The sequence below is a fragment of the Halovenus carboxidivorans genome, assembly GCF_009831575.1.
GTDB lineage: Archaea > Halobacteriota > Halobacteria > Halobacteriales > Haloarculaceae > Halovenus > Halovenus carboxidivorans.
Genome location: NZ_WUUT01000001.1, coordinates 370,344 through 396,037 on the forward strand (window position 1 = coordinate 370,344; position 25,694 = coordinate 396,037).

27 protein-coding genes are annotated in these 25,694 nt (G+C 65.1%); 20 read left to right on the forward strand and 7 right to left on the reverse strand.

All coding sequences use genetic code 11. The features are described from left to right. The first annotated feature begins 222 nt into the window (after nucleotides 1–222). The 3 genes from GRX03_RS01875 (at nucleotide 223) to GRX03_RS01885 (ending at nucleotide 3,446) form a co-directional block, all read left to right on the forward strand. Nucleotides 223–1,386: a poly-gamma-glutamate biosynthesis protein PgsC/CapC gene (locus GRX03_RS01875; protein WP_159762494.1), complete on the forward strand. Its 1,164-nt coding sequence runs from the start codon at nucleotides 223–225 to the stop codon at nucleotides 1,384–1,386. Nucleotides 1,387–1,388: 2 nt separating this feature from the next. After that, nucleotides 1,389–2,582: a Mur ligase family protein gene (locus GRX03_RS01880; RefSeq protein WP_159762495.1), complete on the forward strand. Its 1,194-nt coding sequence runs from the start codon at nucleotides 1,389–1,391 to the stop codon at nucleotides 2,580–2,582. An 81-nt stretch (nucleotides 2,583–2,663) separates the two neighbouring features. Then, nucleotides 2,664–3,446: an SDR family NAD(P)-dependent oxidoreductase gene (locus GRX03_RS01885; protein ID WP_159762496.1), complete on the forward strand. Its 783-nt coding sequence runs from the start codon at nucleotides 2,664–2,666 to the stop codon at nucleotides 3,444–3,446. Between the two features lie 16 nt (nucleotides 3,447–3,462). Here the strand turns inward: GRX03_RS01885 and GRX03_RS01890 are convergent, their stop codons facing one another. Next, complete coding sequence (locus GRX03_RS01890) at nucleotides 3,463–3,915, reverse strand: TRAM domain-containing protein (RefSeq protein WP_159762497.1); 453 nt, start codon at nucleotides 3,913–3,915, stop codon at nucleotides 3,463–3,465. A 108-nt stretch (nucleotides 3,916–4,023) separates the two neighbouring features. On the opposite strand from GRX03_RS01890, the gene GRX03_RS01895 reads away from it, so the two are divergent. From GRX03_RS01895 to GRX03_RS01905, 3 genes are read left to right on the forward strand one after another with little or no spacing between them, the layout of a single operon-like run. Next, nucleotides 4,024–6,120 carry a minichromosome maintenance protein MCM gene (locus tag GRX03_RS01895; RefSeq protein ID WP_159762498.1) on the forward strand — a complete coding sequence of 699 codons (2,097 nt, stop codon included), beginning with the start codon at nucleotides 4,024–4,026 and terminating at the stop codon, nucleotides 6,118–6,120. 1 nt (nucleotide 6,121) lies between these two features. After that, the gene (locus GRX03_RS01900; RefSeq protein ID WP_159762499.1) at nucleotides 6,122–6,400 is read left to right on the forward strand and encodes a DUF7854 family protein; all 279 of its coding nucleotides are present in this window, start codon (nucleotides 6,122–6,124) and stop codon (nucleotides 6,398–6,400) included. Nucleotides 6,401–6,442: 42 nt separating this feature from the next. Beyond that, nucleotides 6,443–7,096: a CRISPR-associated protein Cas4 gene (locus GRX03_RS01905; protein ID WP_159762500.1), complete on the forward strand. Its 654-nt coding sequence runs from the start codon at nucleotides 6,443–6,445 to the stop codon at nucleotides 7,094–7,096. Here GRX03_RS01905 and GRX03_RS01910 read toward each other — a convergent pair. From GRX03_RS01910 to GRX03_RS01920, 3 genes are read right to left on the reverse strand one after another with little or no spacing between them, the layout of a single operon-like run. Continuing rightward, nucleotides 7,093–7,680: an L-threonylcarbamoyladenylate synthase gene (locus GRX03_RS01910; RefSeq protein WP_159762501.1), complete on the reverse strand. Its 588-nt coding sequence runs from the start codon at nucleotides 7,678–7,680 to the stop codon at nucleotides 7,093–7,095. The two genes, GRX03_RS01905 and GRX03_RS01910, sit on opposite strands and share 4 nt — an antisense overlap. Before the next feature lies 1 nt (nucleotide 7,681). Further along, a complete protein-coding gene (locus GRX03_RS01915; RefSeq protein WP_159762502.1) occupies nucleotides 7,682–8,203 on the reverse strand; it encodes a peroxiredoxin family protein in 522 nt (173 codons plus the stop codon). Between the two features lies 1 nt (nucleotide 8,204). Further along, on the reverse strand, nucleotides 8,205–8,501 hold the full coding sequence (locus tag GRX03_RS01920; RefSeq protein ID WP_159762503.1) for a glutaredoxin family protein: 297 nt from the start codon (nucleotides 8,499–8,501) through the stop codon (nucleotides 8,205–8,207). Between the two features lie 96 nt (nucleotides 8,502–8,597). On the opposite strand from GRX03_RS01920, the gene GRX03_RS01925 reads away from it, so the two are divergent. Then, nucleotides 8,598–9,968: a hemolysin family protein gene (locus tag GRX03_RS01925; RefSeq protein WP_159762504.1), complete on the forward strand. Its 1,371-nt coding sequence runs from the start codon at nucleotides 8,598–8,600 to the stop codon at nucleotides 9,966–9,968. Between the two features lies 1 nt (nucleotide 9,969). Here GRX03_RS01925 and GRX03_RS01930 read toward each other — a convergent pair whose 3' ends face one another. Together GRX03_RS01930 and GRX03_RS01935 are read right to left on the reverse strand one after the other, a co-directional pair. After that, nucleotides 9,970–11,157, reverse strand: coding sequence for an inorganic phosphate transporter (locus tag GRX03_RS01930; RefSeq protein WP_159762505.1), 1,188 nt, complete (start codon nucleotides 11,155–11,157; stop codon nucleotides 9,970–9,972). Between the two features lie 58 nt (nucleotides 11,158–11,215). Then, the gene (locus GRX03_RS01935) at nucleotides 11,216–11,413 is read right to left on the reverse strand and encodes a hypothetical protein (protein ID WP_159762506.1); all 198 of its coding nucleotides are present in this window, start codon (nucleotides 11,411–11,413) and stop codon (nucleotides 11,216–11,218) included. 105 nt (nucleotides 11,414–11,518) lie between these two features. Here GRX03_RS01935 and GRX03_RS01940 point away from each other — a divergent pair, with 105 nt between their 5' ends. The 5 genes from GRX03_RS01940 to GRX03_RS01960 all read left to right on the forward strand — a co-directional run bounded on the left by GRX03_RS01940 (nucleotide 11,519) and on the right by GRX03_RS01960 (nucleotide 16,350). Further along, nucleotides 11,519–12,031: a DUF5817 domain-containing protein gene (locus GRX03_RS01940; RefSeq protein ID WP_159762507.1), complete on the forward strand. Its 513-nt coding sequence runs from the start codon at nucleotides 11,519–11,521 to the stop codon at nucleotides 12,029–12,031. Between the two features lie 46 nt (nucleotides 12,032–12,077). After that, the gene (locus GRX03_RS01945; protein ID WP_368277900.1) at nucleotides 12,078–13,370 is read left to right on the forward strand and encodes a TIGR00341 family protein; all 1,293 of its coding nucleotides are present in this window, start codon (nucleotides 12,078–12,080) and stop codon (nucleotides 13,368–13,370) included. An 83-nt stretch (nucleotides 13,371–13,453) separates the two neighbouring features. Further along, the gene (gene aceB, locus GRX03_RS01950) at nucleotides 13,454–14,761 is read left to right on the forward strand and encodes a malate synthase AceB (RefSeq protein WP_159762508.1); all 1,308 of its coding nucleotides are present in this window, start codon (nucleotides 13,454–13,456) and stop codon (nucleotides 14,759–14,761) included. Nucleotides 14,762–14,961: 200 nt separating this feature from the next. Further along, nucleotides 14,962–15,381, forward strand: a complete 420-nt coding sequence (locus tag GRX03_RS01955; protein WP_159762509.1) for a glutaredoxin family protein — start codon at nucleotides 14,962–14,964, stop codon at nucleotides 15,379–15,381. A gap of 69 nt (nucleotides 15,382–15,450) precedes the next feature. After that, on the forward strand, nucleotides 15,451–16,350 hold the full coding sequence (locus GRX03_RS01960; protein ID WP_159762510.1) for a glycosyltransferase family 2 protein: 900 nt from the start codon (nucleotides 15,451–15,453) through the stop codon (nucleotides 16,348–16,350). Here the strand turns inward: GRX03_RS01960 and GRX03_RS01965 are convergent. After that, complete coding sequence (locus tag GRX03_RS01965) at nucleotides 16,335–16,979, reverse strand: uracil-DNA glycosylase (protein WP_159763162.1); 645 nt, start codon at nucleotides 16,977–16,979, stop codon at nucleotides 16,335–16,337. The genes GRX03_RS01960 and GRX03_RS01965 overlap by 16 nt on opposite strands. Before the next feature lie 87 nt (nucleotides 16,980–17,066). On the opposite strand from GRX03_RS01965, the gene msrA reads away from it, so the two are divergent. The 8 genes from msrA (at nucleotide 17,067) to GRX03_RS02005 (ending at nucleotide 25,690) form a co-directional block, all read left to right on the forward strand. Beyond that, nucleotides 17,067–17,597: a peptide-methionine (S)-S-oxide reductase MsrA gene (msrA, locus tag GRX03_RS01970; protein ID WP_159762511.1), complete on the forward strand. Its 531-nt coding sequence runs from the start codon at nucleotides 17,067–17,069 to the stop codon at nucleotides 17,595–17,597. Between the two features lie 71 nt (nucleotides 17,598–17,668). Continuing rightward, a complete protein-coding gene (locus GRX03_RS01975; RefSeq protein ID WP_159762512.1) occupies nucleotides 17,669–17,890 on the forward strand; it encodes a hypothetical protein in 222 nt (73 codons plus the stop codon). After that, the gene (locus GRX03_RS01980) at nucleotides 17,890–18,258 is read left to right on the forward strand and encodes a hypothetical protein (RefSeq protein WP_159762513.1); all 369 of its coding nucleotides are present in this window, start codon (nucleotides 17,890–17,892) and stop codon (nucleotides 18,256–18,258) included. Before GRX03_RS01975 ends, GRX03_RS01980 begins: the two co-directional genes overlap by 1 nt. Before the next feature lie 138 nt (nucleotides 18,259–18,396). Then, nucleotides 18,397–19,950 carry an AMP-binding protein gene (locus tag GRX03_RS01985; protein ID WP_159762514.1) on the forward strand — a complete coding sequence of 518 codons (1,554 nt, stop codon included), beginning with the start codon at nucleotides 18,397–18,399 and terminating at the stop codon, nucleotides 19,948–19,950. Between the two features lie 5 nt (nucleotides 19,951–19,955). Continuing rightward, complete coding sequence (locus tag GRX03_RS01990; protein WP_159762515.1) at nucleotides 19,956–20,648, forward strand: helix-turn-helix domain-containing protein; 693 nt, start codon at nucleotides 19,956–19,958, stop codon at nucleotides 20,646–20,648. A 175-nt stretch (nucleotides 20,649–20,823) separates the two neighbouring features. Then, nucleotides 20,824–22,944, forward strand: coding sequence for a hydantoinase/oxoprolinase family protein (locus GRX03_RS01995; RefSeq protein ID WP_267902751.1), 2,121 nt, complete (start codon nucleotides 20,824–20,826; stop codon nucleotides 22,942–22,944). Continuing rightward, nucleotides 22,941–25,187 (forward strand): hydantoinase B/oxoprolinase family protein, encoded by a 2,247-nt coding sequence (locus GRX03_RS02000; protein ID WP_159762517.1) that lies wholly within the window; start codon nucleotides 22,941–22,943, stop codon nucleotides 25,185–25,187. Before GRX03_RS01995 ends, GRX03_RS02000 begins: the two co-directional genes overlap by 4 nt. Nucleotides 25,188–25,189: 2 nt before the next feature. Next, nucleotides 25,190–25,690 (forward strand): acetone carboxylase subunit gamma, encoded by a 501-nt coding sequence (locus GRX03_RS02005; RefSeq protein ID WP_159762518.1) that lies wholly within the window; start codon nucleotides 25,190–25,192, stop codon nucleotides 25,688–25,690. Nucleotides 25,691–25,694 lie beyond the last annotated feature (4 nt).

A 25,694-nucleotide genomic window follows, 5' to 3' on the forward strand; every position in this document is an offset into this window, starting at 1 on the left:
TGTCCGGTAGCACTCACCCCCACAGCGGGAGAACTCCCACGGCACCCACTCTCGTCGTCTGGCTGTAGAACCGCTTCCTATTGTGAATAATGGATAAATATTTTATACTAATCGTGTCGAAACCCAACAATATAATTGTATTCCACAGTTAATCGATACAACCGAGTTGATCTCCGTCTAACCCGCCGTAGACGAACTCACTCTGCAGGTCGTCACGAACTGATGCGCATCGCAACTGTCATCATGCTGCTGGGGCTGCTCGCGGGAATCGCCGGTTCTCAACTCGCGGGACTCAGGCTCGGAGGTGTCATGATCGTGCCGCTCGTTACGGTGTACTTTTTCCTGAGCTTCGCGACGTTCCCAGTGTTCGTCCTGAGCGTGATCGCGGCGTACGTTTCGCTGTGGATCATCAAGCGTCGACTGCTGCTGTACGGTCGCTATCTGTTCATCGTGAGCGTCCTCGTCGGTGCTCTCGTTCCCGTACTCGTCTTCGACCAACTCGTGATCATCGCGGGAATCGACGCCGAACTCACCCAGATCGAATTCGTCGGAAGCGTCCTCCCAGGTATCGCCGCGTACAACTACCACCGGATCGACGACGAACGCCGCGTCCTCGACATGGTCGCGAGCCTCGCAGTCGTCCTGTTTCTGACTGTCGTCGGTATCGGGCTGGTCATCTTGGTGGGACTCACGCCGCTGGCGACGGTGACGCCCCCGCTGCTGTTGAGCCCCGAATCCGACATTGCGGCCGCGTTCGATCTCACCGTCACGCGCTCGATGGTGCCAGTCATCGCATCGGATGGTGTGGTCGCCGCTCTCCTCATCGGCGGAACCGCGCTCTCGGAGGGGGTGCGGTCGCGGTACGGCCTGCGGATCGCGGGTGTGGTCGTCGTCCCGCTGATCGTGCTGGCGATGTTTCGCAACAGTTGGATGCTCGGGCTCTGGATCGGATCGACGGCGCTGGCGTACCTCAGTATTCGCGCGCTCCACTGGTGGACACTGCTGTACGGTCGCGTCCTGCTCGCGTTCGCGTTTATTATCGGGCTCATCGTCTCGATTTCGGCGACGGTCGCGATTCCGGTTCGCCACGGGCTCTTACCGTTTTTCGTCGGCCTGTTCGCCGGCGTGACGGCGTACAACTTCTATCTCGTTCCCCCAGCAGAGCGTCGTGCGGCGGTGCTGGTCACCGGCGGAGCGGTCGTCCTGCTGGCGGCCGTCGCACGGCTACTCGTCTCGCCCCCACCTCGGGGTCTGCTCCATACCGTCTCGCAACTTGATCTGCTCGTCGGCGCCGCGGTACTGGTCGCCGCCGGCTACGAACTGTCTCAGCTCGAACGCCTTCGCCCCCACCAGTCCATCGACGTTCAGTTCGTCGATACGAAGTAACCATGTCCGGCTGGCTCCAGGACGACGGTGCCGCGATTCGTGACGCGGTTTCGACGGCGTTCAGCGATATCGTCAACGCGCTCGGTGCCGGTCCCACACACCGACACAGGGTCTCCAATATCGACATTCGGATCGTCGTGACCGGGACACGCGGGAAATCGACCGCGACGGAGTGGCTCCACGATATCTTCCACCGTCGCGGCTACGACACCTTCGCCAAAGTGACCGGGACGAGACCAGTCTCGCTGTACAACGGTCAGTCCCACGACATCGATCGATCGGACCAGGTCCGCCTCTACGAAAACGAGCGAGAGCTCAGACGATTCGGCGATGTCGACGTAGCAATCGCGGAAAATCAGGGGATTCGGCAGTATACGACCCGGCTGGTCAACGAGTCGTACTTCGACCCACACGTCGTGTTCCTCACCAACATCCGCGAGGACCACCTCGATACTCTGGGACACGACCGCGTCCAGATCGCCAGATCGCTCGCCCGGGCTGTTCCCTCCGGTGCCGTCGTCGTCAACGGCGAATCCGATCCCGCCCTGCGGTCCTACCTGGAGGCCGAACTCCGTCGCCGTGATGCGCCCGTCAGACACGTCTCCGTTCCATCCGCTTCGGAGTGGATTCCCGGTGCCGAACTCGTCTACGGCGTCGACGAGGTCTTGCGCGCGACCGACACGGATCCCCTCGACCCGGAATCGATCCGTCGCCGCCTCGACGACCTCGTCCCGCACTGGCGCGTCTTGCCCGGTGGACGCGCCTACAACGCCGCCGACGTCAACGACGTCCAGAGCACCGAGATCGTTCGCCGCGCTCTCGTCGGTGACGGGGGCCAGCCGATCGAGCCGCTGTTGTTCCTGCGCCCAGACCGCCGCGGCCGGACGGCCTCGTTTTTCCGCTATCTCACTCGACTCGTCGAGGCGGATCTCGCCGAACGCGTTTTCGTCGGCGGCGGCGGGAGCGACGCGTTTGCAGAGAAGGCCGACTTCCCAGTCGAGACCTACGATGTCGGCTCGGACCCGCCGGAAGCGGTACTGGACCGTGCGCTGGAGGCGGACCGACCCCTCGTCGTCATGGGTAACACCGTCCACGAGTTTATGCGCGACCTCGATACCTGTATTACGGAACGGACGATGACGAGGCGGCCACCGGCGTCGCGGTCCGAGCGACAGCTAATCGAGGAGGGTCTGTAACGCCGCGATGAGCCGCCGCAGCGACTCGCCGGTGCCCTCCGGAGGCACAATCATTATAATCGCGCCCTCCGACGCCGGAATATGGATTTCGGACTCAGCGACCGAACCGCAGTGGTCACAGGCGGCGGCGGACGAATCGGAGGGGAAGACTGTCGAGTGCTCGCCGGCGAGGGGGCCGAAGTCGTCGTCCTCGATGTCAACCTCGATGCCGCAGAGACCGTCGCCGAGGAGATCAACGACGGGGACTACGCCGGGGAGGCTCACGCCATCGAGTGTGACCTCACCGACCGCGAGGACGTGAGCGAGACCGTCGACGCGCTGGAGGAGGAGACAGGGGGGATCGACATCCTCGTCAACAACGCCGGGATGGTCGACGCCCGCGACCGCGTCGAGTCCTTCGACGACGAGATCTGGGACCGTGACATCGCGGTGAACCTCACCGGCGCGTACAACATCACGACCGAAGTCTTCCCGCATATGAAAGAGCGCGAGTGGGGGCGGATCATCAACATGTCCTCGATGGCCGGCTGGCAGGGCGGGTTCGGACAGCTCTCGTACTCGGCGACGAAGGCGGCGCTGATCGGCTTCGGAAAGACGCTCGCGCTGGAAGGCGCACAGCACGGCATCACCTCCAATATCATCGCGCCGAGCATCGTCGTCGGCCAACTCGCGGAGATGCCCATCGAGCAGCTCGAAGAGGTCGACGAGCATTTCGCCCGCATCGCGAAAGCGACGCCGATGCGGAAGCTCGGCAAAGAGGAAGACGTGGCGAATCTCGTCGCGTATCTCTCCGCAGAACAGTCGAACTACATCACCGGACAGGTCATCGGCGTGACCGGTGGTATCGATCTCTTCTCGTTCTGACGCCGCTCGCGGACCGTTATCCGCCCCAGAAGTTGTCCCGACTGCCCAACTGCGGTTCGTCCTCTTCGTCCTCCGTGTCCTCCCCGCTATCCTCGTCGGCCGAGTCGGCGGGTTCCGCTTCCTCGTCTGCTTCCTCCTCGGGAAGCCGTTCGATCTCCTCGCCGCGAGCGTGGTTCGACATGACGTTCGTGACCCTCACGCGGGCGCGGGCCGGCGGCAACAGCCCGTCGACCATGATGATGAACCCGTCCTCCGTCCGGCCGACGCCGGCCCCGCTTTCGTGGATGTCCTCGACCTCGATGACGACCTCCTCACCGGGTTTGACCGGCTGGGATTTGAGATCCTCGATGGGCTGGTTGTAGTGGTTGCACCACTCGGCTCCCCCCCGGTCGCCGTAGTGTTGACATCCCATCCCCTCGATTCGCTCGCTGAAACTGGGGCAGTCGTCCGCGAGTGGACAGTCAGACATGCCTTCGGCTACTCCGCCGCCGAAGTAAACGCTTACGCACCCACACGCCCGGTCGGGGCTGTCGGTGGGAAAGTTCTTCAACGAGTAGGGCCAATCTCGGCTCAGCAAATGGCCCGTGCGGACGACACCGACCTGATCGACAGTTTCGAGGAGTTCTACAGGAGTTACTACCGCAACGAAATCGCCGAACTCGCACAGAAATACCCCAGCGAGCAGAAATCGCTGTACATCGACTGGCAGGATCTGTACCGCTTCGACTCCGATCTCGCCGACGACCTTCGCAACAAGCCGGATCAACTCCGCGAATACGCCGAGGAGGCCCTCCGTCTCTACGACCTCCCCGTCGACGTTTCGCTCGGACAGGCGCACGTCCGCGTCCGCAACCTCCCCGAGACGACCGACATCCGCGGCATCCGCTCCGACCACCGCGGCATGCTCATCTCCGTCCAGGGTATCATCCGGAAGGCGACGGACGTGCGTCCGAAGATCACGACCGCCGCCTTCGAGTGTCAGCGCTGCGGGACGCTGACCCGGATTCCCCAGGAAGGCGGCGACTTCCAGGAACCCCACGAGTGCCAGGGCTGTGAACGGCAGGGGCCGTTCCGGATCAACTACGACCAATCGGAGTTCATCGACGCCCAGAAGCTCCGCGTCCAGGAATCGCCCGAGGGGCTGCGCGGCGGCGAGACGCCACAGAACATCGACGTGAACATCGAGGACGACATCACCGGCGAGGTCACGCCGGGCGATCACGTCACTGCGACGGGTATCCTCAAACTCGAACAGCAGGGCAACGACCGCGAGAAATCCGCCATGTTCGACGTTTACATGGAGGGGTTGACCATCGATATCGAGGACGAGCAGTTCGAGGAGATGGAGATCACCGACGAGGACAAAAAGGAGATCGTCGAACTCTCGAACCAGGAGAACATCTACGAGGAGATGGTCGGCGCCATCGCGCCCTCTATCTACGGCTACGAGAAGGAGAAACAGGCGATGATCTTCCAGCTCTTTTCCGGCGTGACGAAGTTCCTGCCCGACGGCTCCCGGACCCGGGGCGACCTGCACATTCTCCTGGTCGGTGACCCCGGAACGGGAAAGTCGGCCCTCCTACAGTACATCAAAGACATCGCGCCGCGGTCGGTGTACACCTCCGGGAAAGGCTCGTCGTCGGCGGGACTGACGGCCGCGGCGGTCCGCGACGACTTCGGCGAGGGCCAGCAGTGGACGCTGGAGGCGGGTGCGCTCGTGCTGGCGGATCAGGGGATTGCGGCCGTCGACGAACTGGACAAGATGCGTAGCGAGGACCAAAGCGCAATGCACGAAGCATTGGAACAACAAAGCATTTCGGTTAGCAAAGCCGGTATTAATGCTACATTAAAGTCAAGATGTTCGCTCCTCGGCGCAGCAAACCCAACGTACGGTCGATTCGACGAGTTCGAGCCGATCGGCGAGCAGATCGACCTCGCGCCGCCGCTGATCAGCCGATTCGACCTGATCTTCACCGTCACCGACCAGCCGGACGAGGAGAAGGACACTGAACTCGCCGAGCACATCCTCCAGACCAACTACGCCGGCGAACTGAACACCCACCGGACGGAGACGAGCACCTCCAACTACACCGAGGAGGAGGTCGAACGCGTCACCGAGGACGTCGCGCCGACCATCGACGCGGAGTTCCTCCGGAAGTACGTCGCCTACGCGCAACGCAACTGCTACCCGACGATGACCGAGGAGGCGAAATCAGCCATTCAGGACTTCTACGTCGAGTTGCGAATGCAGGGGTCGGACGAAGACGCCCCCGTTCCCGTGACCGCCCGAAAACTGGAGGCGATGGTTCGGTTGGCCGAGGCAAGCGCTCGCGTGCGCCTCTCGGATACTGTCACCGAGGAGGACGCACAGCGAGCGATCGACATCGCGCGGTACTCCCTAGAGGATATCGGCCTCGATCCGGAGACCGGCGAACTCGACGCCGACATGATCGAGACCGGCACGTCGAAGACCCAGCGCGACCGGATCAAAAACGTCTTGCAGTTGATCGAATCCATCGAGGACGAGTACGACGAGGGCGCGCCGGTCGACGTCGTGATCGAGCGCGCCGAGGAGGAGGGGATGGACACGAGCAAGGCCGAACACGAGATCGACAAACTCAAACAGAAAGGCGAGGTCTACGAACCACGGAACAACCACCTCCGGACGACCTGAGATGGACCGAATCACCGCACTCCGAACGATCGAAGACGCGCTGACGGCCTACGAGCAGGACGAACTGGCGCTCCCGGAACTCGAACGGGAGGTGCGGGGGATCCTCCGGACCTACGCCTCGGAGTTCGACGAGGAGACGGCGACCTACCGGGCCAGCGGCGACCCGAGCGCCGACGGGCTGGTCGTGATCGCGTCGTCCCCGACGGACGCCCGCGAGCGGATCGAGGGGCTGTTGCCCGACCCCGAGACGACCCGGTTCGAGGTCGAGCGCGTCGAGTGAGCCCGCGGTAGCTTTTTATCCCAACCCGCGACCAGAGTCCCCATGCACGCCTTTCGGGACATCGAGGCCGCGGCGTACTGCCCACGGAAACTCTACTACCGCAAGCGCGATCCGGACGAGGAGGTTCCGGAGATTGTCGGTCAGCGCCGCCAACTCGCCTTCGAGTACGGCACCCTGCTCGACGACGAGACGGCCCTGCGGCAGGCCCCGATCGAGGTGACGCCGACGCAGTTTCGCTCCACCCTCGGCTGTGCCCGGGCGCGGCTGGATCGGTGGGCGGAGCTTCTCGACCCCGCCGACCGCGAGGCCTTTCTCAGCGGCCGGGAGTGTCGCGGTATCGTCCACAAACGCCTGACTGACCCGCCCTCGCTGTCGCTCGTCTTTGCCGGCAAGCCGCCCGAAAACGGTATCTGGCGGCCACAGAGCGCGCGACTCGTCGCCGGAGCGAAGGCGCTGTCGTGGGAGGAAGAGACGGCCGTCGAGTCGGCGTACGCCGAGTATCCGGCCTACGGCGTGATCCGGAAGGTGGACATCGACGCCCGGCGGACCGCGGCGTATCGAGAGGCGGTCCGGATCGCCGACTCGGTAGACGGCCCGCCGGCCCGCATCGGAAACGACGCGAAGTGCGAGTCCTGCGAGTACCGGGGCGAGTGCGGAGCGAAGACCCGCTCGCTGCGGAGCCTCCTCAGGAACTAGTGTTCGGAGAGCCACCGCTCGACGGCGTCGGCTTCCTCGCCGCGGCGGTGTATCTCGCCGGCCTCGACGTCGACGACGGTCGATCCGCCGCCCGGTGTCGTGCCGCCGTCGAGGACGACTGCCGCGCGTTCGCGGACGCGCTCGCCGAGATTCGACGGTGCTCTGACGCTTCCGGTTCCGCTCACGTTCGCGCTGGTCGCGGTCAGCGGCCCCGTCTGTCCGAGGAGTTCGAGCACGCCCTCGTGATCCGGAACGCGGATTCCGACGCGGTCCCGGCCCGCCGTGAGTACGTCGGGAACGTCGCCGGTCCGTTCGAGGACGACGGTGACCGGACCCGGGAGAAACGCCTGCATGAACGCCCGCTCGCGCCCGGTCGGGACGGTGTACTTCTCGGCAGTCTCGACGTCCGGCACGGCCATCGAGACGGGCTTGGAGCGGTCCCGGTCTTTCGCCTCGAAGACGCCCTCGACCGCGTCGCTGTCGAGGGCGTCCGCGCCGAGGCCGTAGACGGTCTCCGTCGGGTAGACGATGAGGTCGCCGTCTCTCACCGCCGCTGCCGCGCGCTCGATCTCGTCGCCGTCCATGCTACAGGGCGTCGACGGCGGCTTCGAGTTCGTCGTAGTCGGGGAACGCGGGGTGTTCCTCCGCCGCCCAGGCGTACTGGACGGTCTGGTCCTCGTCGATGACGAAAGTCGCCGGCCGCGGCTCGGAGATCCCGGTCATCCCGTCGAGGTCGTTGACGATCCCGTACCGCTCGGCGACCTCGTTCGACGGATCGGAGAACAGCCGGAATCCCGTGTCCTCGATCTCTCGTTCCTCCAGCAGGGTCTTGTGCTCGTAGGGGGTCGAGATCGAGAGGCCGACGACCGACACGTCGCGGTCCGCGAAGCCGCGGTCGCGGATCTCGTTCCAGATGTACGTCGCGGGGAAGGCCCCGTCCATCGGGTGGAAGATGAGCACGACCGGTCCCTCCTCGGTCAACCCCGACAGCGAGGTGTCCTCCCAGTACTCGTCGTTGACCAGCGGGCGCTCGAAGTCCGGCGCGCGCTCGCCTTCGGTCGGGTGATCCGGCTCTTCGAGTTCGACGACGTCGAAATCCAGCTCCATGTTATACCCCCTCTGCTGACTCGGCGGCCGCTGTCGACTGTGCTGTCTGATCGCCGTAGGTCTTGTCCAGATACTCTACGATGTTCGCGCTCTCGGCGGTGGTGAGTCCGGTGTTCTCGTCGACGATGACCGGGACCGTCCGAACGCCGCTTTCGCGTTTGACCACGTCGCGGTCGGAGTGCATCGGCTCGACGAACCGGGAGTCGTAGTCGAGGCCGTACTCGTTGAGTTTGCGGACGACTCGTTCGCAGAACGGACACGCCTGCAGTCGGTACAGCGTGATCTGTGAATCTGTCATAGATGTGGGTAGGGGCGAGAGCGGTGTAAGCGTTTGCCTCGACGCCGGGGGAAGTACAAAAACGCTTAATCCGGGAGGGAGTGAAATTGGGGCGTGATGTTTGGTCTCGTCGGCGACACGCGTCAGGCCACGGCTCTCACCATCGAGATTGTCGGGGTCCCGATCTCACCGGAAGCGTTTGCTCTGGTAGGTGCAATCGCAATCGTCGTCCTGCTCGGGCTGTCGGCGTTTTTCTCCTCCTCGGAAATCGCGCTGTTCTCGCTGCCGAACCACCGGGTCGACCGGATCGCCGAAGAGGGCCATCCCGGCGCGAGGACTCTCCAGCGACTCAAATCCGATCCCCACCGACTGCTCGTGACGATCCTCGTCGGAAACAATCTCGTCAACGTCGCGATGTCCTCCATCGCGACCGGTCTGCTCGCGTTTTATATCGGCAACCAGGGGGTCGCCGTCGCGGTCGCGACGCTCGGCATCACGGCGCTCGTGTTGCTGTTCGGGGAGAGTGCGCCCAAATCCTACGCCGTCGACCACACCGAGTCGTGGTCGCTACGCGTCGCTCGGCCGATCCGCTTTGCCGAGATTATCCTGATGCCGCTGGTCTGGCTGTTCGATCACCTCACCCGGATCGTCAACAAGGTCACCGGCGGCCGCGGTGCCATCGAGGAGACGTATATCACCCGCCAGGAGATCAGGGATATCATCGAGACCGGCGAGCGCGAGGGCGTCCTCGAGGAGGACGAGCGGGAGATGATCCAGCGCACCCTCCGCTTCAACCGGACGATCGCCAAGGAGGTGATGACCCCGCGGCTGGATATGACCGCGGTCTCGAAGGACAGCTCTATCGACGAGGCAATCGAGACCTGCGTCCAGAGCGGACACAACCGCCTGCCGGTCTACGACGGCGAACTCGACAACGTCATCGGAATCGTCGAGGTGACCGACATGGTTCGGGACCGCCACTACAGCGCCGACGGGGATGTCGACCTGGAGGATCTGATCGAGCCGACGCTTCACGTCCCCGAGTCGAAAAACGTCGACGCGCTGCTGACCGAGATGCGCGAAAAGCGGCTGAACATGGTGATCGTCATCGACGAGTTCGGGACCACCGAGGGGCTGGTGACGATGGAGGACCTCGTCGAGGAGATCGTCGGCGAGATTCTCGAAGGCGGCGAGACCGAACCCATCGAGTTCGAGTCCGACGACGCGGCTATCGTCAAAGGCGAGGTCAACATCGACGAGGTCAACGAGGCTCTCGGCGTCGAACTGCCGGAGGGCGAGGAGTTCGAGACCATCGCCGGGTTCATCTTCAACCGGGCCGGTCGCCTCGTCGAGCAGGGCGAACAGATCCAGTACGACGGGCTGGACATCCGGGTCGAACAGGTCGAGAACACCCGGATCATGCGCGCCCGGATCGCCGGCCTCGAAGCCTACCAGGCCGACCGCGCGGAGGTCGAAGAGACCGAGTAGCTCACAGCACTCTCGTGACGAGCGTGAAGAGCCCGAAACTGAGCACGAAGGCACCGACGAGCGACCCCGCCCACGCCAACACCGTGTAAGCCATCTTGCCGCCGCTGATCTCGCCGCCGTCCTCGCCGCTCGCCGCGTAGCCGCTGCCGAGAATTGCCGAGACGATAATCTCGTTGAAGGAGACCGGAATTCCGAAAAAGACCGCCGTCTGCGCAATCGCGAAGGAGGGGATCAGCGCCGCGATCGACCGGTTCGGCCCCAGCGCCGAGTAGTCCTGTGAGATCGCCTTGATCATCCGCGGCGCGCCGGTCCAGGAGCCGATCAACAGCCCGAACCCGCCGAAGACCAGAACGAGGACGATCGGCACCTGAAAGTCACCGAGCAGCGGGATCAGCGGGCCGAGCGCGAGGCCGACCTGGCTGCCGCCGGCCGAGAAGGCGACGAGTCCGCCCAGCGCGAGCAGAAACCGCCGCTGTGCGCTCGCGGCGTCGGCGACCGTCTGCCGCCAGAGAACCAGCGCGACGGCCGCGGCGAGCGCGAGCGAGACCCCGGCGTAGGTCACGAGACCGCCGCCGAGAGCCTCGACCGACGCGCTCGCGAGCGAGCCCTGCTGTTCGCCCGGGGCGAAGAAGACGAACTGTACGTTGGCCAAAATCAGTCCGATCACGCCGCCCAGAAGCGGCACCGTCCGCCGGGACGGGATGCTCTCGGCTCGGAGCAGTCGCGCGATTGCGTACGCCAGCCCGCCGCCGACGAAGGGCGTCAGAACCCACAGCGTCGCGATCTCGCGGTATTTCGCCCACGCCGGATCGCCGCCCATCGCCAGTCCGACCCCGACCACTGCGCCGGTGACGGTGAAGGCGGTCGCGATGGGATAGCCGGTGAAGATGCCGATTGCGACGAGAACGGCGGCGATCATCAACGCGAGGATCGCGGCGGTCGCGGACAGTTGCGTCCCGATCACCAGTTCCTCGCCGACCGCCGAAGTGACGTTCGCGCCCTGTAACACCGCGCCGAGAAAGCCGAGAATCCCGACCAGAAAGCCCGCGCGCATGATCGAAATCGCGTTGGCCCCCACGGCGGGAGCGAACGGTGTCGAACCGGAGGAGCCAGCCCCGATTGCCCACGCCATGAAAAGACTGGCGAGGCCAGCGACCAGAAGCGTCGCGACGAGCGTCGCAGTGACCATCTGGACGTTCGGTACACGACGGACCCGTATGAGACTGCCGATTGCGCCGGGCGGCGGCTCAGTCCCCGACCACTTGCCGAAGATAGAAACTGAGAATTCCGAACACCAGCCCGCCGACGGCTCCGGGGACGAGACCGTCGACGATACTCTCGCCGCGCACCACCGACGCGACAGTCCAGATTGCGACCCAGATGAGGACGCTCGCGGCGACGTACCCTGGCAGATTCCCGATCAGGCGCTCGAATTGGTCGGCCATATCTGTGTAGACGACTCTCCGTGTGCTAAAGTTACGGCAGCGTTTCGTATCGAGAGACCCTGGCTGTCACACAATTTTGATGGCCGTCGGCCCGAACTGACAGGTATGTACGCGGTCGTCGGCTGTGGGGAGTGTCAGATGCTGTGGATCGTCGAGGGACGACCCGAGCGAAGCGAGTGTCCCCGGTGTGGGACGACACGTAAACACGAGCGCCGCCGGGAGTTCGTCACCACCGACGACGAGGACCACGCCAGGGAGGTCCGGTCCTCGATGCTCGCCGCCCGGCAGGACCAGAGCGACGCCTTCGCCGAACTGGACTCGTTTGCCGAACTCGACGAGCAGGTCGAGCGCGCCGGTATCGACGACGAGACCTATCTCGCGGAGTCGGGGATCGATCCCGACGCGGTCGCCGAGGCGGGCCGCGACGAGTCGACGACACAGAGCCGCGAGGAAGTCGTCCGGGAGGCGATCCGCGAACAGGACCGGCCCGGCGAGGCGGAGGTTCGCAGTTACGCCAGCGAACGCGGCGTTCCGGAGGAGTACACCGAGCGCGCGCTCGAAAAGCTTCTGCGAAGCGGCGAGGTCAGCGAGAGCGGCGGCGGCTACCGACTGCTGTGAGTCCCGGGAGCGGTGGATATTTTTTCGTCGGGGGTGAGATGCAGACGTGCGTCTCGTCCAGATCACGATCCCCTCGGGGAAACGGGAGACCCTGCTCTCGACGCTCGACGGCGAGGACATCGATTACGTCGTCGCAGACGAGACCAGCGGCCGGGAGTACGCCGGTATCGTCTACATTCCGCTGCCGACGAACGCCGTCGAGCCGGTACTCGAATCACTCCGGGATGCCGGACTGGACGACAGCTCCTATACCGTCGTCATGGAGGCCAACACGGTCGTCTCCCGGAAGTTCGACCAACTCGAAGAGCGGTACTCCGAGGAGCCGGACGAGGATCAGATCGCCCGTGACGAACTCGTCTCGGCGGCAGCCAGCCTCGCGCCGTCGACGCGGACGTACGCGATCATGACTATCGTCAGCGCGCTGATCGCGACGGCAGGGCTGTTGCTGAACTCGCCGGCCGTCGTCGTCGGGTCGATGGTGATCGCGCCGCTGGTCGGTCCGGCGATGGCCGCGAGCGTCGGGACGGTCGTCGACGATCAGGAGATGTTCGCCCGCGGCGTGCGGCTACAGGTTGCGGGTATCCTGCTCGCAATCGCGACCGCGTTCGCCTTCGCGTTCGTCGTTCGCCAGGTCAATCTCGTCCCGCCGCTGGCCGACGTGACGACGATTCCGGAGGTCCGCGAGCGCGTCGCGCCGGATTTCCTCTCGTTGATCATCGCCATCGGGGCCGGGATCGCCGGCATCGTCAGCCTCACCACCGGCGTCTCGGCGGCGCTGGTCGGCGTGATGATCTCCGTCGCGCTCATCCCGCCCGCGGCGACGGTCGGCATCGGACTGGCGTGGGGCCAGCCGATGGTCAGTCTCAGTTCCGCGGTGCTGGTGTCGGTGAACGTGCTCTCGATCAACCTCGCGGCGCTGGTCGTGTTGTGGTACAGCGGCTACCGACCGGACCACTGGTTTCGGCGCTCGGACGCCAAGCGGGCGACGGCCGTCCGTGTCGGCGCGCTCGCCGTCGCAATCGCCGTCCTGTCGGTCTTTCTCATCGGTGTCACCGTCGACTCGTTTCAGCGCGCGACGACCGAAGAACGGATTCAGGAGGAGACGAGCGCGGCGATCGAGCAGTTGGAGAACGACCAGCAGATCGAGCAGTTGAGCGTCGAGGTCGAGTACCCTTCCGCGGTGCCGTTCGAGGAGCCCGAACGAGCGATCATCACGGTCGGCGTCCCGCCGGGGGAGACAGCGACCGGACTGGCGAGCGAGATCAAACGCCGCGTCGAAGCGGAGACGGGGACGACTATCGAAATCGAGGTCCGGTACGTCAGCATCGAACGGGAGTGATCGGCCCCCGGCCTCCGACCCGGTATATAACGGGGGACAGACCGAAACCTAAAACAGTCATACACCCGAGAATCAGAGTGAACATGAGTGTTGACAAGCGACTCCACGACCGGAAGTTCGTGCGGACGTTTTTCACGACGCCGACGGCGGACAGCGAGAAAGATGACACCGCGGCGATGCTGAAGAAGTCGATCCAGCTCCGCGGGATGGAAGCGCCGGACGTGTGGGTTCCGGACAACGAGGACGCCACCGCGCCGAACATGCGCGACGAGGGGGCGGAGAACATCGCGGAAGTCGTCGCCGAGCACGGCGACGAGTTCCCCGGCGAGATCCACCCCCGCGTCGTCTGGCACCGCGACAGCCCCGAGACACGCTACAAGGGCTTCCAGCACATGCTCGAGATTGCCGACCCCGAGAACGGCGCTGTCGAGAACATCGACGGCTTCGTCATTCCGGAAGTCGGCGACCTCGACGACTGGAAGAAAGCCGACGAGTTCATCACTATCGTCGAAAACGAGCACGGCCTCGAAGAGGGGAGCCTCGCGATGTCGGTGATCATCGAGAGCGGCACCGCCGAACTGGAGATGGGCCGTCTCCGCGACGAGATTGGCAAGCCCTCGAACAACCTCGAACGGCTCTTCCTGCTGGTCGACGGCGAGGTCGACTACACGAAGGACATGCGCGCGATCACGCCGACCGGCGAACTGCCGGAGTGGCACGAACTGCGCCACAACACCTCCCGAGCGGCGAGCGCGGCCGGCCTGATCGCCGTCGACGGTCCGTTCGACGACATCCGCGACGTTGCGGGCTACCGCGAGCGAATGACCGCGAACCAGGCGGTCGGCCAGATCGGTATCTGGTCGCTGACCCCCGGCCAGGTCGTCGAGGCCAACAAGGCCCCGCTCCCGCCGAAGGAGGGCTACTGGCTCATCGACGAGGACGGCGAGGAGGTCGAACTCGAAGACGAGGGCGACGTGCAGGCGTACACCGGCGACAAGCTTTCGCTGGAGGAGGACGGCGACGAGTACGTCCTCACCGTCGGTAGCGACGAACACGTCCTCAGCCACGAGGAACTACAGGAGAAACTGGTCGACCTGACCGCCTACGTCCCGAGCCTCGACGACATCGTCGACTCCATGGAGGAGTTCGAGGCCGCCAAGGAGGCCGGCCAGGGCGCAATCGCCATGACCCGCGCGACGACCGTCAGCATCGACGGCGTCGAGGTCGAGATTAGCTCCGACCGAATGTGGGACGAAGCGACCTACCAGGCCCTGCAGACGCCGATCACGCTGTTCCAGGACGTCTACGAGAACCGTCCCGACCAGCACGACGACCTCGCCGACATCTACGGCGAAGACGTCGTCGAGCGAGCGATGGAAGTCGGCAACTAACGCGACACCACCTTCGTCTTTTTTCGCACGCTATCCACAGAGCCACTGCCGTGACCCTTCTCGTCTCCCGTACGGCCTGACCGACTCCTACGTGTCGATCCCGAACCGAAATATCACCGGCCAGCAAAGCAAAGTGCCACACCGGCGGAGCCGCCGGCGCCAACGCCAACGTTTTGCGCTCCGAGCTATCAGTGTAGAGTATGACGTTCGATCCAACGGAGCCAGACCTGAGTCCCGACGAAGTCGAGGATCTCGTCGACGAGAGAATCGCGTCCGAGGACGTCGTCCTGTTCATGAAAGGCGACGCCCGGATGCCGCAGTGTGGCTACTCGAAGAAGGCAGTCGCACTCCTGCAGCAGTATCTCGGGCCCGACGGCGTGGAGACCGTCGACACCCTCCAGAACCTGGAGGCGTTCCGCGAGGCGCTGAACGAGCACAGCGGCTGGGAGACGATCCCACAGACCTTCGTCGACGGGGAGTTCATCGGCGGCAGCGACATCCTCGAAGAGCTTCACGAGCGCGGCGAACTGGCCGAGAAACTCGGCGTCGACCCCGACTCGGTGGAGTTCGGCGGCGACGCCAGCGGCGGCAGCAGCGGCGACGTCGAAGCACCCTTCTGACACGTTGCCGGCCCCGACAGTCCGGCGTTCCCCACGGTCTTTTATGCGAGCGTCTCGGTAGAGTCGGATATGGACCTGTCCGTCGTCGTCCCGACGCTCAACGCTCGTGACGAGCTGACGGGCTGTCTCGACGCGCTCGCCGAACACGCCCCCGACGCGGAAGTGCTCGTCGTCAACGGGCCCTCGGCCGACGGCACGACCGGGATGATCCGCGAACGCGACGACGTGGACGTGCTGATCGAACTGGCCGACCGGACGGTCAACGCCGCCCGGAACGCCGGAATCGACCGCGCACACGGCGAGACGATCGCACTGGTCAACCACACCCTGTCGATCACCGAGGGCTGGCGTGCGGCCGTCCGGGAGGGACTGCAACGCGCCGATGTCGTGAGCGGCCCGACCCGGACGCTGCCGGACGGCGCCGTCGTCCGGGGGGCGGAGAACCGCCAGATCGCCGGCCGGGCGATCACCTTCCTGAACGCGGGCAATATGGCCTTTCAGCGGGAGGTGAGCGAGACGCTCGACGGCTTCGACGAGTATCTGCAGATCGGCGGTGCCCGCGACTTCGCCCACCGCCTCGCCGGCAACGAGTTCACCACGACGTGGACCGAGGAGATGAGCGTCACGCGCGGCGTCGAGGCCGATGGCGGTGAACTCGAAGTCGACCGCGGGTGGAAGTACCGCTCGCTCGCCTACCGCCTCGTGAAAAACTACAACCTCCGGCCTACGGTGCTCCGTCGACTGCTCGGCCACGCGGCGGGCGACGCGGGCTCCGAACTCCGGGCCGTCTTCCGCGGCGAGAGTCGCCCCTCGCAGTGGTTCGGCGCCGGCCGCGACGTGGTGACGAACCTCGCTCGCGGCGCGAAAGACGGGCTCGCTGCCCGCAGACGGGACGGCGGGCCGCGCCGGAACCCGAACGGCCGCTCGACACGGACCGACCGCGCCGTCACGGTCTACGACTGGCGGTGACCCCCCACGAGGCCGTCGATCTGTTCTCCGATCGCCTCGCGATAGGACTGCTCCGTGTGGCCGATCTGTGGAATCCAGACGTCCTGATAGGAGGGATGCAACAGCGGCAGTGCAGTCGTTCCGAGAGTAGGGCAGGAGACGGGTTCCAGCACCGCGTCGAGAAAACTGTCGAGTTCGATCCCGTCGAGTGCGAAGACCGACCGGGTCGCGTGCTTTCCCGTGGGCACGACCACCGCGGGTTCGACCTCCTCGATCTCGGCGCGGAGGTACGGTCGGCAGTTCGCCCGCTCGTCGGCAGTCGGTTCCCGGTTCGAGTCTTCGCTGTCTGCCGGAAAACACTTGACCGCGTTCGTGAAGTAGCAGTCCCCGCCGTATCCGGCCTCGGCCAGTAGGTCGCGGACGCGCCGACCTGAGTGCCGGGAGGTGTAGGCCAGTCCCGTCCAGTTGCCGCCGCGCCACTGGTCGGCGTCGGGAGCGCCCGCGCCGGGGGCTTCGCCGACGACCACCACCGTCGCGTCGAGGGGGCCGTTTCCCCACGAGATACACTCGCGGCTCTCGACGAGGTCGGGACAGCGCCGACAGTCCGCGGCGAGTTCGTTTCGGTCCTCCGGATCCGGATAGCTCGCCATCGGTGTTCGTTCGGTGTCGCGGCTCTCGACTGTTCCGGTCGACATCGGCGCAGACAGATACATACGAATTCGGGCCTAACTACGTGTATGTCCGAGAAAGCGACGTTCGGCGGCGGTTGTTTCTGGTGTGTCGAAGCGGCCTTCAAGGAACTGGAGGGCGTCTCCGCGGCAGTCTCGGGGTACGCCGGCGGCCACACGGAGGACCCGAGTTACCGCGAGGTCTGCTCCGGTAACACCGGCCACGCCGAGGTCGTCCAGGTGGAGTACGACCCCGAGGTGATCGCGTACGACGAACTGCTGGAGGTCTTTTTCGCGGTCCACGATCCGACCCAGTTGAACCGTCAGGGGCCGGACGTGGGGACGCAGTACCGCTCGATCGTCCTCTATCACGGCGAGGACCAGCGCGAGCAGGCCGAAGCGTACATCGAGGCCCTCGACGAGGAGTACGACGACGACGTCGTCACCGAACTCGAACGGCTGGACACCTTCTACCGGGCCGAGGAGAAACACCAGGACTACTTCGAGAAAAACCCCAACGACGCCTACTGTCAGATGCACGCACAGCCGAAAGTCGAGAAAGTCCGCGAGAAGTTCGAGGCCAAACTGCAGGAAGCCTGATTCGCGGCCGGATCGTGTAACAAAATAGATGATTGCTGAGCTATAAGTTGGCGTTTTCCTAAGAGGGGGGTATGAGCACGACTGACAACCCGGAGGAGCGAATCGACGAGACGACCACCTGGCCGGAACTGGCGATCAGCCTCTACGACCGGCTGACCGGCCGCGGTGCCGAGATCACCTACGAGTTCACCGACATGGAGATCGACGTGCCGAGCAAGGCCGGTGAGGACGCCGAACACGCCCGTTGGCGGGTCGACGGTCAACTCCGGATCACGACCGAAGAACAGGACTGATGGCGGTCGACGCCGCCGACGCGCTCGGGGAGCTACCGCGAACGAGCGACCGACTCGACGTCGAGGCGAACCTCGGCGTCGAAATCGACGGACGGAGCTTCGCGGTCAGTTCGGAGGGGGATCGGGTCGTCGTTCACGCGCCGTCGGTGAGCGCGTGTCTCGTCGCCGCCGACCAGCGGACTCTGCTACCTGCCCTCGCAGAGACCGCCGCGCAGGCAGGCATCACCGTCGAACTCCGGACCGGCGACGCCGTCCTCGCGGTGGTCGGAGCCGCGGCAGCGCCGGATCGACCGACCGCGGCGCTGTTCGGGGAGGCCGTGGAACTCCGTCCGGCGGGTGTGCTGGCCGGGCTGGTCCGGCTCCGGTAGCCGGCCGCCCGCTGCTCTGGCCTCCTAGAACAGACGCACGGGTAGGTAGCCGATAGACTCCCTCGCTGATTTCCCCCGACGGCCCCGCTCGTGGCAAACGTTAACAATCTGGGCTGTGACCGGTTTCTAGTGGACTGTATGGAGGGGGGAGAGGACAGCGAACTGCTCACGCTCGACAGGCTGTTCGAGTGTACGTTCGCACGGTACGGGGACCGACCGGCGATTCGACACGCCGGGGAGACGCTCAGTTACGCGGAACTCGACGAGCGCTCGCGTCGTTTCGCGGACGTCTACGCCGCGCTCGGCCTGACGGTCGACGACCGGGTGGGGATTCTCATGGACAACAGACCGGAGTTCATCACCGCACACACCGGCGCGGTCCGCGCCGGGGTGCCGGTGGTCCCGCTGAACAAGAAACTTGACGACACGCAGGTGCGCGAGCTAGCACAGACCGGGACGATCGACGTACTGGTCGTCGGCGAGCGCTTCTTCGAGACGATCGAGGCGATACAACGCGAACGAAACGAGTTTCAGCACGTCATCGCACAGGCCGACGAGGAGCCGATCCCGGTCGGATTTCACGACCTCGAAGAGCTACTCGCGAGCGCGGACCCGGTGTTGCCGGAGCCGTCTCCATCCCCGGAGGATACGGCCGCCGTCTACTACACGAGCGGTACGACCGGCGACCCGAAAGGCGTCGTCCACACCCACCGGTCGCTGGCGCTGAACTGCTACGCGCACACACACGAGATGGAGATCAACCGCGGCGAGCAGATGCTGTTGACGACGCCGCTGTCACACTCGGCGGAACCGTTCGCGCGCGCTGGACTGACACAGGGCGCGACGGTGGTCCTCCAGCAGGAGTTCGACAGCGAAACAGTTCTGGAGACGATCGAGCGCGAGGAGATCACGTGGACGTTCATGGTGCCGACGATGATCGCGGCCGTCGTCGAGGACGAACGCCTCTCCGAGACCGACACGGACTCCCTGGAGACGATCGCCTACGGCGCTGCGCCGATCCCGGACCCCATCCTCAAGCGCGGAGTCGAGCAGTTCGGACGGATCTTCCTCCAGTTCTACGGGCTCACCGAAGTTCCAAATCTCATCACGGTGTTGCCCAAAAGCGACCACGACCCCGAACAGGGGGCGCTCGAATCGGCCGGCTATCCGACGCAGTTGGTCGAGATCCGGCTGCTCGATATCGACGCGGAGTGGGCGACCGATGTCGGCGAAATCGCCGTCCGATCGCCGTACGCCCTCGCGGGCTACGTCGGCGAGCAGAGCGCGTACACCGACGACGGCTGGCTCAGAACCGGCGACGTCGGCCGGATCGAGGACGGCCGCGTCCACGTCCTCGACCGGATTCAGGACGTGATCGTCGTCGACGGCGAGCCGGTCTTCTCGACGACCGTCGAGAACGCGATCCAGCGCCACCCCGACGTGCGGCGGGTCGCGGTGATCGGCGTGCCCGAAAACGGGGCGGATACGCGGCGTTCGGAGGCGGTCGAACAGATCGTCAAGGCCGTCGTCGTTCCGGCGGACGACGCCGAGATCACGCCCGAGAGTCTGCGGGATGTCTGCAGCGACTCCCTCGCGGACAGCCCGCTGCACTCTATCGACGTCGTCGGACAGTTGCCCGAGACGCCGTACGGGAAAGTCGACAAGCAGGCGCTGCGAGATCCATACTGGTAGCTGACATGCTCCGGATCACCTTCGAGACCGAACCCGGGGATCTGCTCGGGCGTCTCCACGACTCCCTCGACGGGGGTTCGACGATCCTCGACTCGGTGTTACAGACCGACCGGACGGAGTGGCTGGCGTATCTGACTGTCAGCGACCTCGACAGCCCGCCGGTCGAACGCGTCCGGGAGCTTTCTGATCTCGAACTCGTCTACAGCGACTCCTACTCGGCGGCCTCCGACACCGCGCTCCTGCTGGTTCGGGTCCACGACGAACCCTGTATCGCCCGGCTACTCGCCGAGCACCGGGCGATCCCGCACGCGATTCGACTGCACGATCATCACCTCAGCGGTACCGTCACCGTCGACGACTGGGACCACCTCCAGACGATTGCCGACGAGATCGAAACCGCCCGGGACACCTTCGAGCTAGTCAGCGTCAGACAGGTCGACAGCGTCGAGCCGATTCTCGGCAGTGACCGCCTCAAACAGACTGCGAAGGGCGCGGTCCCGACCGAACACCTCCGGACGCTCGAAGTCGCCTACCGGACCGGCTACTTCGACGTTCCACAGACCGCCTCCGCCGAGGAGGTGGCGGACGAACTGGGGGTGAGTCAGTCGACGTTCAGCAAACGGCTCCGCCGCTCGGCCGCCGCGCTCCTGGCGCTTCTGTTCGGCGAACAGCACCCGGGTGTCGCCGGGACGGACTGAGTGCTGACGCGCTCGTTCCGTGGCGAGACAGCCGCTGTGTGACCGGGGTATTTCAATGAGAATATATATCGGCGGCTATCAGCGCAGTTGTCCATTATTATTAAGGACAAATCGGCGGTGGGTTGGGACGTGAGGTGGTACCTTGTCATCAACACCCACATTCGATCCTGAGCTGTTGGCGCTGGACACAGGGGGGACAATGACGGACACGTTCGTCGTCGACGAGAACGGTGAGTACACCGTCGGAAAGGCACAGACGACCCCGGAGTACGAGGCGGAAGGCGTCGTGAACTCCTTCCAGAACGCGCTGGGGTACTGGGATACGACCTTAGAGGAGTCGACCGACACCATCCGGGGGACGGTCTACTCCGGCACCGCGATGCTGAACCGCTTGCTCGAACGCGAGGGCGAGGGGGATATCGGCCTCATCACCAACAGAGGCTTCGAGGACACCCACAGATTCGGTCGCGGTATCGAGTCGTGGGTCGACCTGCCTTACTCCGGGCGGCTTCACGCCCGCGAGCACGAACACCCCGAGCCGATCGTTCCGCGGGAGAACATCCGCGGCGTCCGCTCGCGGATCGACCATCTCGGCCAGGAGATGATTCCGCTGTACGAGGGGGAGGTCGAGGAGGCCGTCCACGACCTGCTGGACCGGGACGTGCGGGTGATCTGCGTCTCGCTCGTCTACTCCTACCAGAATCCCGAACACGAGCAGCGCGTCCGGGAGATTGCGGAGGAGATCATCGACGAGCGCGGTGCGGACGTGCCGATCTGGCTGTCCAGCGAGCAGAATCCCGTCCGGGGGGAGCTACCGCGGGTGAACAGCCTCATCCTGGAGGCGTACGCGGTCGAACCGTCCCGCGAGCAACTGTACGGCATCCGCGACGAACTCGAAGCGGAGGGCGCCGACGCGCCGTTTCGGGTGCTCTCCTCCTCGGGCGGGACCGTCTCGCCGGACCACGACTGGCTGGTCGAGACGATGATCTCCGGACCGATCGGCGGCATCTTCGGCGGGGAGTTTCTCGCCGACAAACTGGGCATCGACAACCTCGTCTGCTCGGACGTCGGAGGGACCTCCTTCGATGTCGGGCTGATAACCGAGGGACACTACCCGACCCGCTGGGACCAGAGCCTCGCGCAGTTCATGGTCAACATCCCGATGACCGCGATGGACACCATCGGCTCCGGGACGGGCAGTTTCGTCCGGGTCGACCGCGCCTCCAATCGGCTGGAGGTCGGCCCCGACTCGGCGGGGTATCTGGTCGGCGTCGCCAACGAGGAGTCGGGGCTGGACACGCCGACGGTCACCGACTGTACGGCGATGCTCGGCTATCTCAACCCCGAGTACTTCCTCGGCGGGAAGATCGACCTCGACGTCGACCGCGCCCGGGAGTACATCGAGGATCAGGTCGCCGACCCGCTCGATCAGGACCCACACGAGACCGCTCGGGGCGTGCTCGACATCGTCGAGCGCAACATGACCAACGAACTGAACGCGATGATCCTCGGGCTGGGCTACTCGCCGGAGAACTACCACCTGACCTCCTACGGGGGCGGTGGACCGCTGCACGCCGCCGGCTACACGCAGTCGCTGGATTTCAAGGACGTGCTCATCCCCGACTGGGCGGCGGCGTTCTCGGCGTTTGGCTGTGCGACCGCCGACTACGCCTACCGGTACGACCGCTCGCTGGATCTGGTGCTCCAGCCGGATCTGAGCAACGCCGAACAGGTCGCGGCGGCGCTGACCGACGCGCTGACCGACCTGCGCGAGCAGGCGGTCGCGGCCTTCGAGCGCGACGGCATCGACGCCGAGGAGATGGACTTCGTCCCCGCCCTGCGGATGCAGTACACCGGGATGCTCGACGACCTCGAAGTGACTCTGCCCGGTGACATCTGGAACGGCGAGTTGGCGGCAGACGACCTCCCGGACGTCATCGACGTCTACGAGCGGGAGTTCGCTCGCGTCTTCCAGCGGGCGGCCCAGAGCCCCGAGCAGGGCTACACGATCACGATGGGCGTCGGCACCGGTATCGCGCCCTCGCCGAGTCCGGCGCTGCCGGAGGAAGAGCCCGGGGACGAGACGCCGCCGGAGGCCGCCGGCCGCGGCCACCGGGACATCTACTGGGACGGCGCGTGGCACGAGGCCGCGCTGTGGGAGATGAACGATCTGGAGGCCGGCAACGTCGTCGAGGGTCCCGCGGTCGTCGAGGCACCCGCGACGACGATGCTCGTCCCGCCGGGCTTCGAGGCACCGCTCGACGAACACCGCATTTTCCACCTGGGTGAAACATGAGCAAACCTGCAGACACGTCCGATCGCACCGAACGCAACTTCGAGCAGGTCGACCCGCCGATCGGCTGGGACGGCCAGACGCTGTACGAGATGCTCGAACAGAGCGAACGACAGACCGAGGAGACCGGCCGGTACTGCGGGCTGGACGAACTGGAGATGAAAGCGGAGGAGCCGTTCGAGTACGAACAGCTGTTCTCACAGCTCCGGGGGGCGCTGGTCAGCGCCCGCGAGACCGCACTGCACGTCTCGGCCTCACCGATCGTCCGCGAAATCGGTGAGCTGTGTTTCCAGGTCTACACGCCCGAAGGGGACTGCGTGGCGCTGTCGACGGGGATCATCGTCCACGTCCACACCGGCAGCCTCGCGATCAAGTACATGATCGAGGAGGACTACGAACACGACCGCGGCATCCAGCCGGGCGATATCTTCTGTAACAACGACAACGACCTCGGCAACGTCCATACGACGGACGTTCACACTATCGTCCCCATCTTCGAGGACGGCGAACTGATCGCGTGGGTCGACGGCGTCACCCACCAGGTCGACATCGGCGGGATGACCCGCGGCCACGACCAGCTGGCGAGCACGACCCGCTTCGAGGACGGCCTGTACGCCACCTGCGAGAAGATCGGAGAGAACGACAAGATCTACCAGGACTGGCGTGACCGCTGCCAGCGGTCGGTCCGCACGCCGATGTACTGGGACCTCGACGAGAAGTGCCGGCTCGCGGGCTGTCACATGATCCGCGAGGCCATCAAGGAGATGGTCGACGACGTCGGGGCGGACCGGTTCAAACAGTTCATGCGCGAGGCCGTCGAGGAGGGCCGCCAGACGCTGCACTCCCGCGTCGAGGAACGGCTGTTCCCCGGCACCTACCGCGATAGTTCGTTCATGCCGGTCCCCTTCGAGGACGAAGCCTGGAAGCCGCAGGCGAAACAGGACATGCTGAACCACCTCCCCGTCGAGGTCGAAATCGACGCCGACGGCGGCATCGAGTTCGACATGGAGGGCGCGAGCCCACCCGGACCGCACGCCTACAACTGCGCCGAAGGCGCGATGGAGGGCGGCCTGTGGGTGTCGCTCACGCAGTGTTTGCTCCACGACGGGAAGGTAAACGACGGCTCCTACCTCGCGGTCGATACCAACTACCCCGAGGGGAGCATCGTCAACCCGCAGGACCCGAGCCTCTCCTATCACACCTCCTGGGGGTCGCTGATGCCGACGTACAACGCCTTCTGGAAGAACGTCTCCCGCGGTTTCTTCGCGCGGGGCTTCCGGGAGGAGGTCGTCACGGGCTACTCCGAGACCGGCGACCCGCTGCAGGGCGGCGGGAAGTACGAGGTCACCGACGAGTACTTCCCCGTCTCGCCGTTCGAGCACTCCTGTCAGGGGCTGGGCGCGAGCGCCGTCCGGGACGGGCTGGATCACGGCTACGCGATGTGGAATCCCGAAAGCGACATGGGCGACGTCGAGGAGTGGGAACTCATCGAGTGGGGGTTGCCCTTCCTCGCTCGCCAGATGAAACCGGACACCGCCGGCCACGGCAAGTACCGCGGTGGCTCCGGCTGGGAAGGGATCCGGATGGTCAACAACAGCGCCGACGTTTCGCTGTACAAACACGTCGTGCCGGGCGTCGGCTTCACCACCTCCGGGATGTCCGGCGGCTACCCCAACGCGACGAACTACTCGCTGCGGGCCCACGATACCGACATCCAAGAGCGCTTCGAGAACCGCGACCCGTACCCGGTCGGGGACTCCCCGAGCGGCGAGTTCGACGAGCACATCGACGGCGACATCCGCCGCAGCGAGAAGGGGCTGTACTTCCCGGAGGAGTACGAGAACTACGACCTGGTCCACTACCAGATGGGCGGCGGCCCCGGCTACGGGGACCCGCTGGACCGACCCGTCGAGAAGATCAAAGAAGACGTCGAGGAGGGTATCTACACCCCCGAGACGGTCGAGAGCGTCTACGGCGTCGTCGGCGAGTTCGACGAGGACGACCGCGAGTTCACGGTCGACGAGGACGCCACCGAGCGCGCCCGCGACCGACTCATGGAGGAGCGCCGCGAGGAGGCCGTCGACTACGAGGAGTTCTACGAGTCCGAGCGCGAGCGCGTCAGCGAGGGCGACGTGAGCGAACCCGCTCAGTGGATGTACGAGGGCGTGTTCGACATCTCCGAGGAGTGGGCCGAATCGTTCCGCGACTTCTGGGAACTGCCTGCCGAGTTCACCTTCGAGGAATAACTATGTCGACAGACACCACACAGATCGAGAAACTCATCGACGGCGAACTGTCCTGGGAGGAGCTACGCAACGACGTTCTCCCGGACCCGAAGGATCCGGACCGCTTCGAGACGACCAGACAGATCCTCCAGGAAAAAGTCGAGTTCGACGAGCCGATTCTCGTCCCGTTGAACGACCACCTCTTCGCGGTCGGCACAGAGGACGGCCGCGTCGTCAAAGGCGAGTGCGGCCACGAGTTCGGCCCGCTGGCGGACAACTGGAAGGAGTACTGCAAGGTCCGGGTCCGCGAGGACGAATCGGAGATGCGCGAGCTGTATCCGGAGAACATGACGCCCGAGCCGGACTGGCAGTTCCAGCTCCGGGAGTTCTTCTGCCCGGAGTGTTTCACGCTGATCGATGTCGACGCCGTTCCGGCGGGCTATCCAGTGCTGAAACCGTTCGACCCGGACATCGACGCCTTCTACGAGGAGTGGGAGGACAGGACGCCGCCGGACAGGGAGTAACGCG

What these genes read in the sequence shown, in the direction of transcription:
- GRX03_RS01890 (WP_159762497.1), bottom strand. Translation starts at nt 3,915, where the DNA reads ATGTCTGACTGTCCACTCGCGGACGACTGCCCCAGTTTCAGCGAGCGA.
- GRX03_RS01990 (WP_159762515.1), top strand. Translation starts at nt 19,956, where the DNA reads ATGCTCCGGATCACCTTCGAGACCGAACCCGGGGATCTGCTCGGGCGT.
- GRX03_RS01880 (WP_159762495.1), top strand. Translation starts at nt 1,389, where the DNA reads ATGTCCGGCTGGCTCCAGGACGACGGTGCCGCGATTCGTGACGCGGTT.
- GRX03_RS01940 (WP_159762507.1), top strand. Translation starts at nt 11,519, where the DNA reads ATGTACGCGGTCGTCGGCTGTGGGGAGTGTCAGATGCTGTGGATCGTC.
- GRX03_RS01975 (WP_159762512.1), top strand. Translation starts at nt 17,669, where the DNA reads ATGAGCACGACTGACAACCCGGAGGAGCGAATCGACGAGACGACCACC.
- GRX03_RS01915 (WP_159762502.1), bottom strand. Translation starts at nt 8,203, where the DNA reads ATGGAGCTGGATTTCGACGTCGTCGAACTCGAAGAGCCGGATCACCCG.
- GRX03_RS01935 (WP_159762506.1), bottom strand. Translation starts at nt 11,413, where the DNA reads ATGGCCGACCAATTCGAGCGCCTGATCGGGAATCTGCCAGGGTACGTC.
- GRX03_RS01960 (WP_159762510.1), top strand. Translation starts at nt 15,451, where the DNA reads ATGGACCTGTCCGTCGTCGTCCCGACGCTCAACGCTCGTGACGAGCTG.
- GRX03_RS01910 (WP_159762501.1), bottom strand. Translation starts at nt 7,680, where the DNA reads ATGGACGGCGACGAGATCGAGCGCGCGGCAGCGGCGGTGAGAGACGGC.
- GRX03_RS02000 (WP_159762517.1), top strand. Translation starts at nt 22,941, where the DNA reads ATGAGCAAACCTGCAGACACGTCCGATCGCACCGAACGCAACTTCGAG.
- GRX03_RS01900 (WP_159762499.1), top strand. Translation starts at nt 6,122, where the DNA reads ATGGACCGAATCACCGCACTCCGAACGATCGAAGACGCGCTGACGGCC.
- GRX03_RS01885 (WP_159762496.1), top strand. Translation starts at nt 2,664, where the DNA reads ATGGATTTCGGACTCAGCGACCGAACCGCAGTGGTCACAGGCGGCGGC.
- GRX03_RS01920 (WP_159762503.1), bottom strand. Translation starts at nt 8,501, where the DNA reads ATGACAGATTCACAGATCACGCTGTACCGACTGCAGGCGTGTCCGTTC.
- GRX03_RS01930 (WP_159762505.1), bottom strand. Translation starts at nt 11,157, where the DNA reads ATGGTCACTGCGACGCTCGTCGCGACGCTTCTGGTCGCTGGCCTCGCC.
- GRX03_RS01875 (WP_159762494.1), top strand. Translation starts at nt 223, where the DNA reads ATGCGCATCGCAACTGTCATCATGCTGCTGGGGCTGCTCGCGGGAATC.
- GRX03_RS01905 (WP_159762500.1), top strand. Translation starts at nt 6,443, where the DNA reads ATGCACGCCTTTCGGGACATCGAGGCCGCGGCGTACTGCCCACGGAAA.
- GRX03_RS01985 (WP_159762514.1), top strand. Translation starts at nt 18,397, where the DNA reads ATGGAGGGGGGAGAGGACAGCGAACTGCTCACGCTCGACAGGCTGTTC.
- GRX03_RS01955 (WP_159762509.1), top strand. Translation starts at nt 14,962, where the DNA reads ATGACGTTCGATCCAACGGAGCCAGACCTGAGTCCCGACGAAGTCGAG.
- GRX03_RS01965 (WP_159763162.1), bottom strand. Translation starts at nt 16,979, where the DNA reads ATGGCGAGCTATCCGGATCCGGAGGACCGAAACGAACTCGCCGCGGAC.
- msrA (WP_159762511.1), top strand. Translation starts at nt 17,067, where the DNA reads ATGTCCGAGAAAGCGACGTTCGGCGGCGGTTGTTTCTGGTGTGTCGAA.
- GRX03_RS01980 (WP_159762513.1), top strand. Translation starts at nt 17,890, where the DNA reads ATGGCGGTCGACGCCGCCGACGCGCTCGGGGAGCTACCGCGAACGAGC.
- GRX03_RS02005 (WP_159762518.1), top strand. Translation starts at nt 25,190, where the DNA reads ATGTCGACAGACACCACACAGATCGAGAAACTCATCGACGGCGAACTG.
- GRX03_RS01895 (WP_159762498.1), top strand. Translation starts at nt 4,024, where the DNA reads ATGGCCCGTGCGGACGACACCGACCTGATCGACAGTTTCGAGGAGTTC.
- aceB (WP_159762508.1), top strand. Translation starts at nt 13,454, where the DNA reads ATGAGTGTTGACAAGCGACTCCACGACCGGAAGTTCGTGCGGACGTTT.
- GRX03_RS01925 (WP_159762504.1), top strand. Translation starts at nt 8,598, where the DNA reads ATGTTTGGTCTCGTCGGCGACACGCGTCAGGCCACGGCTCTCACCATC.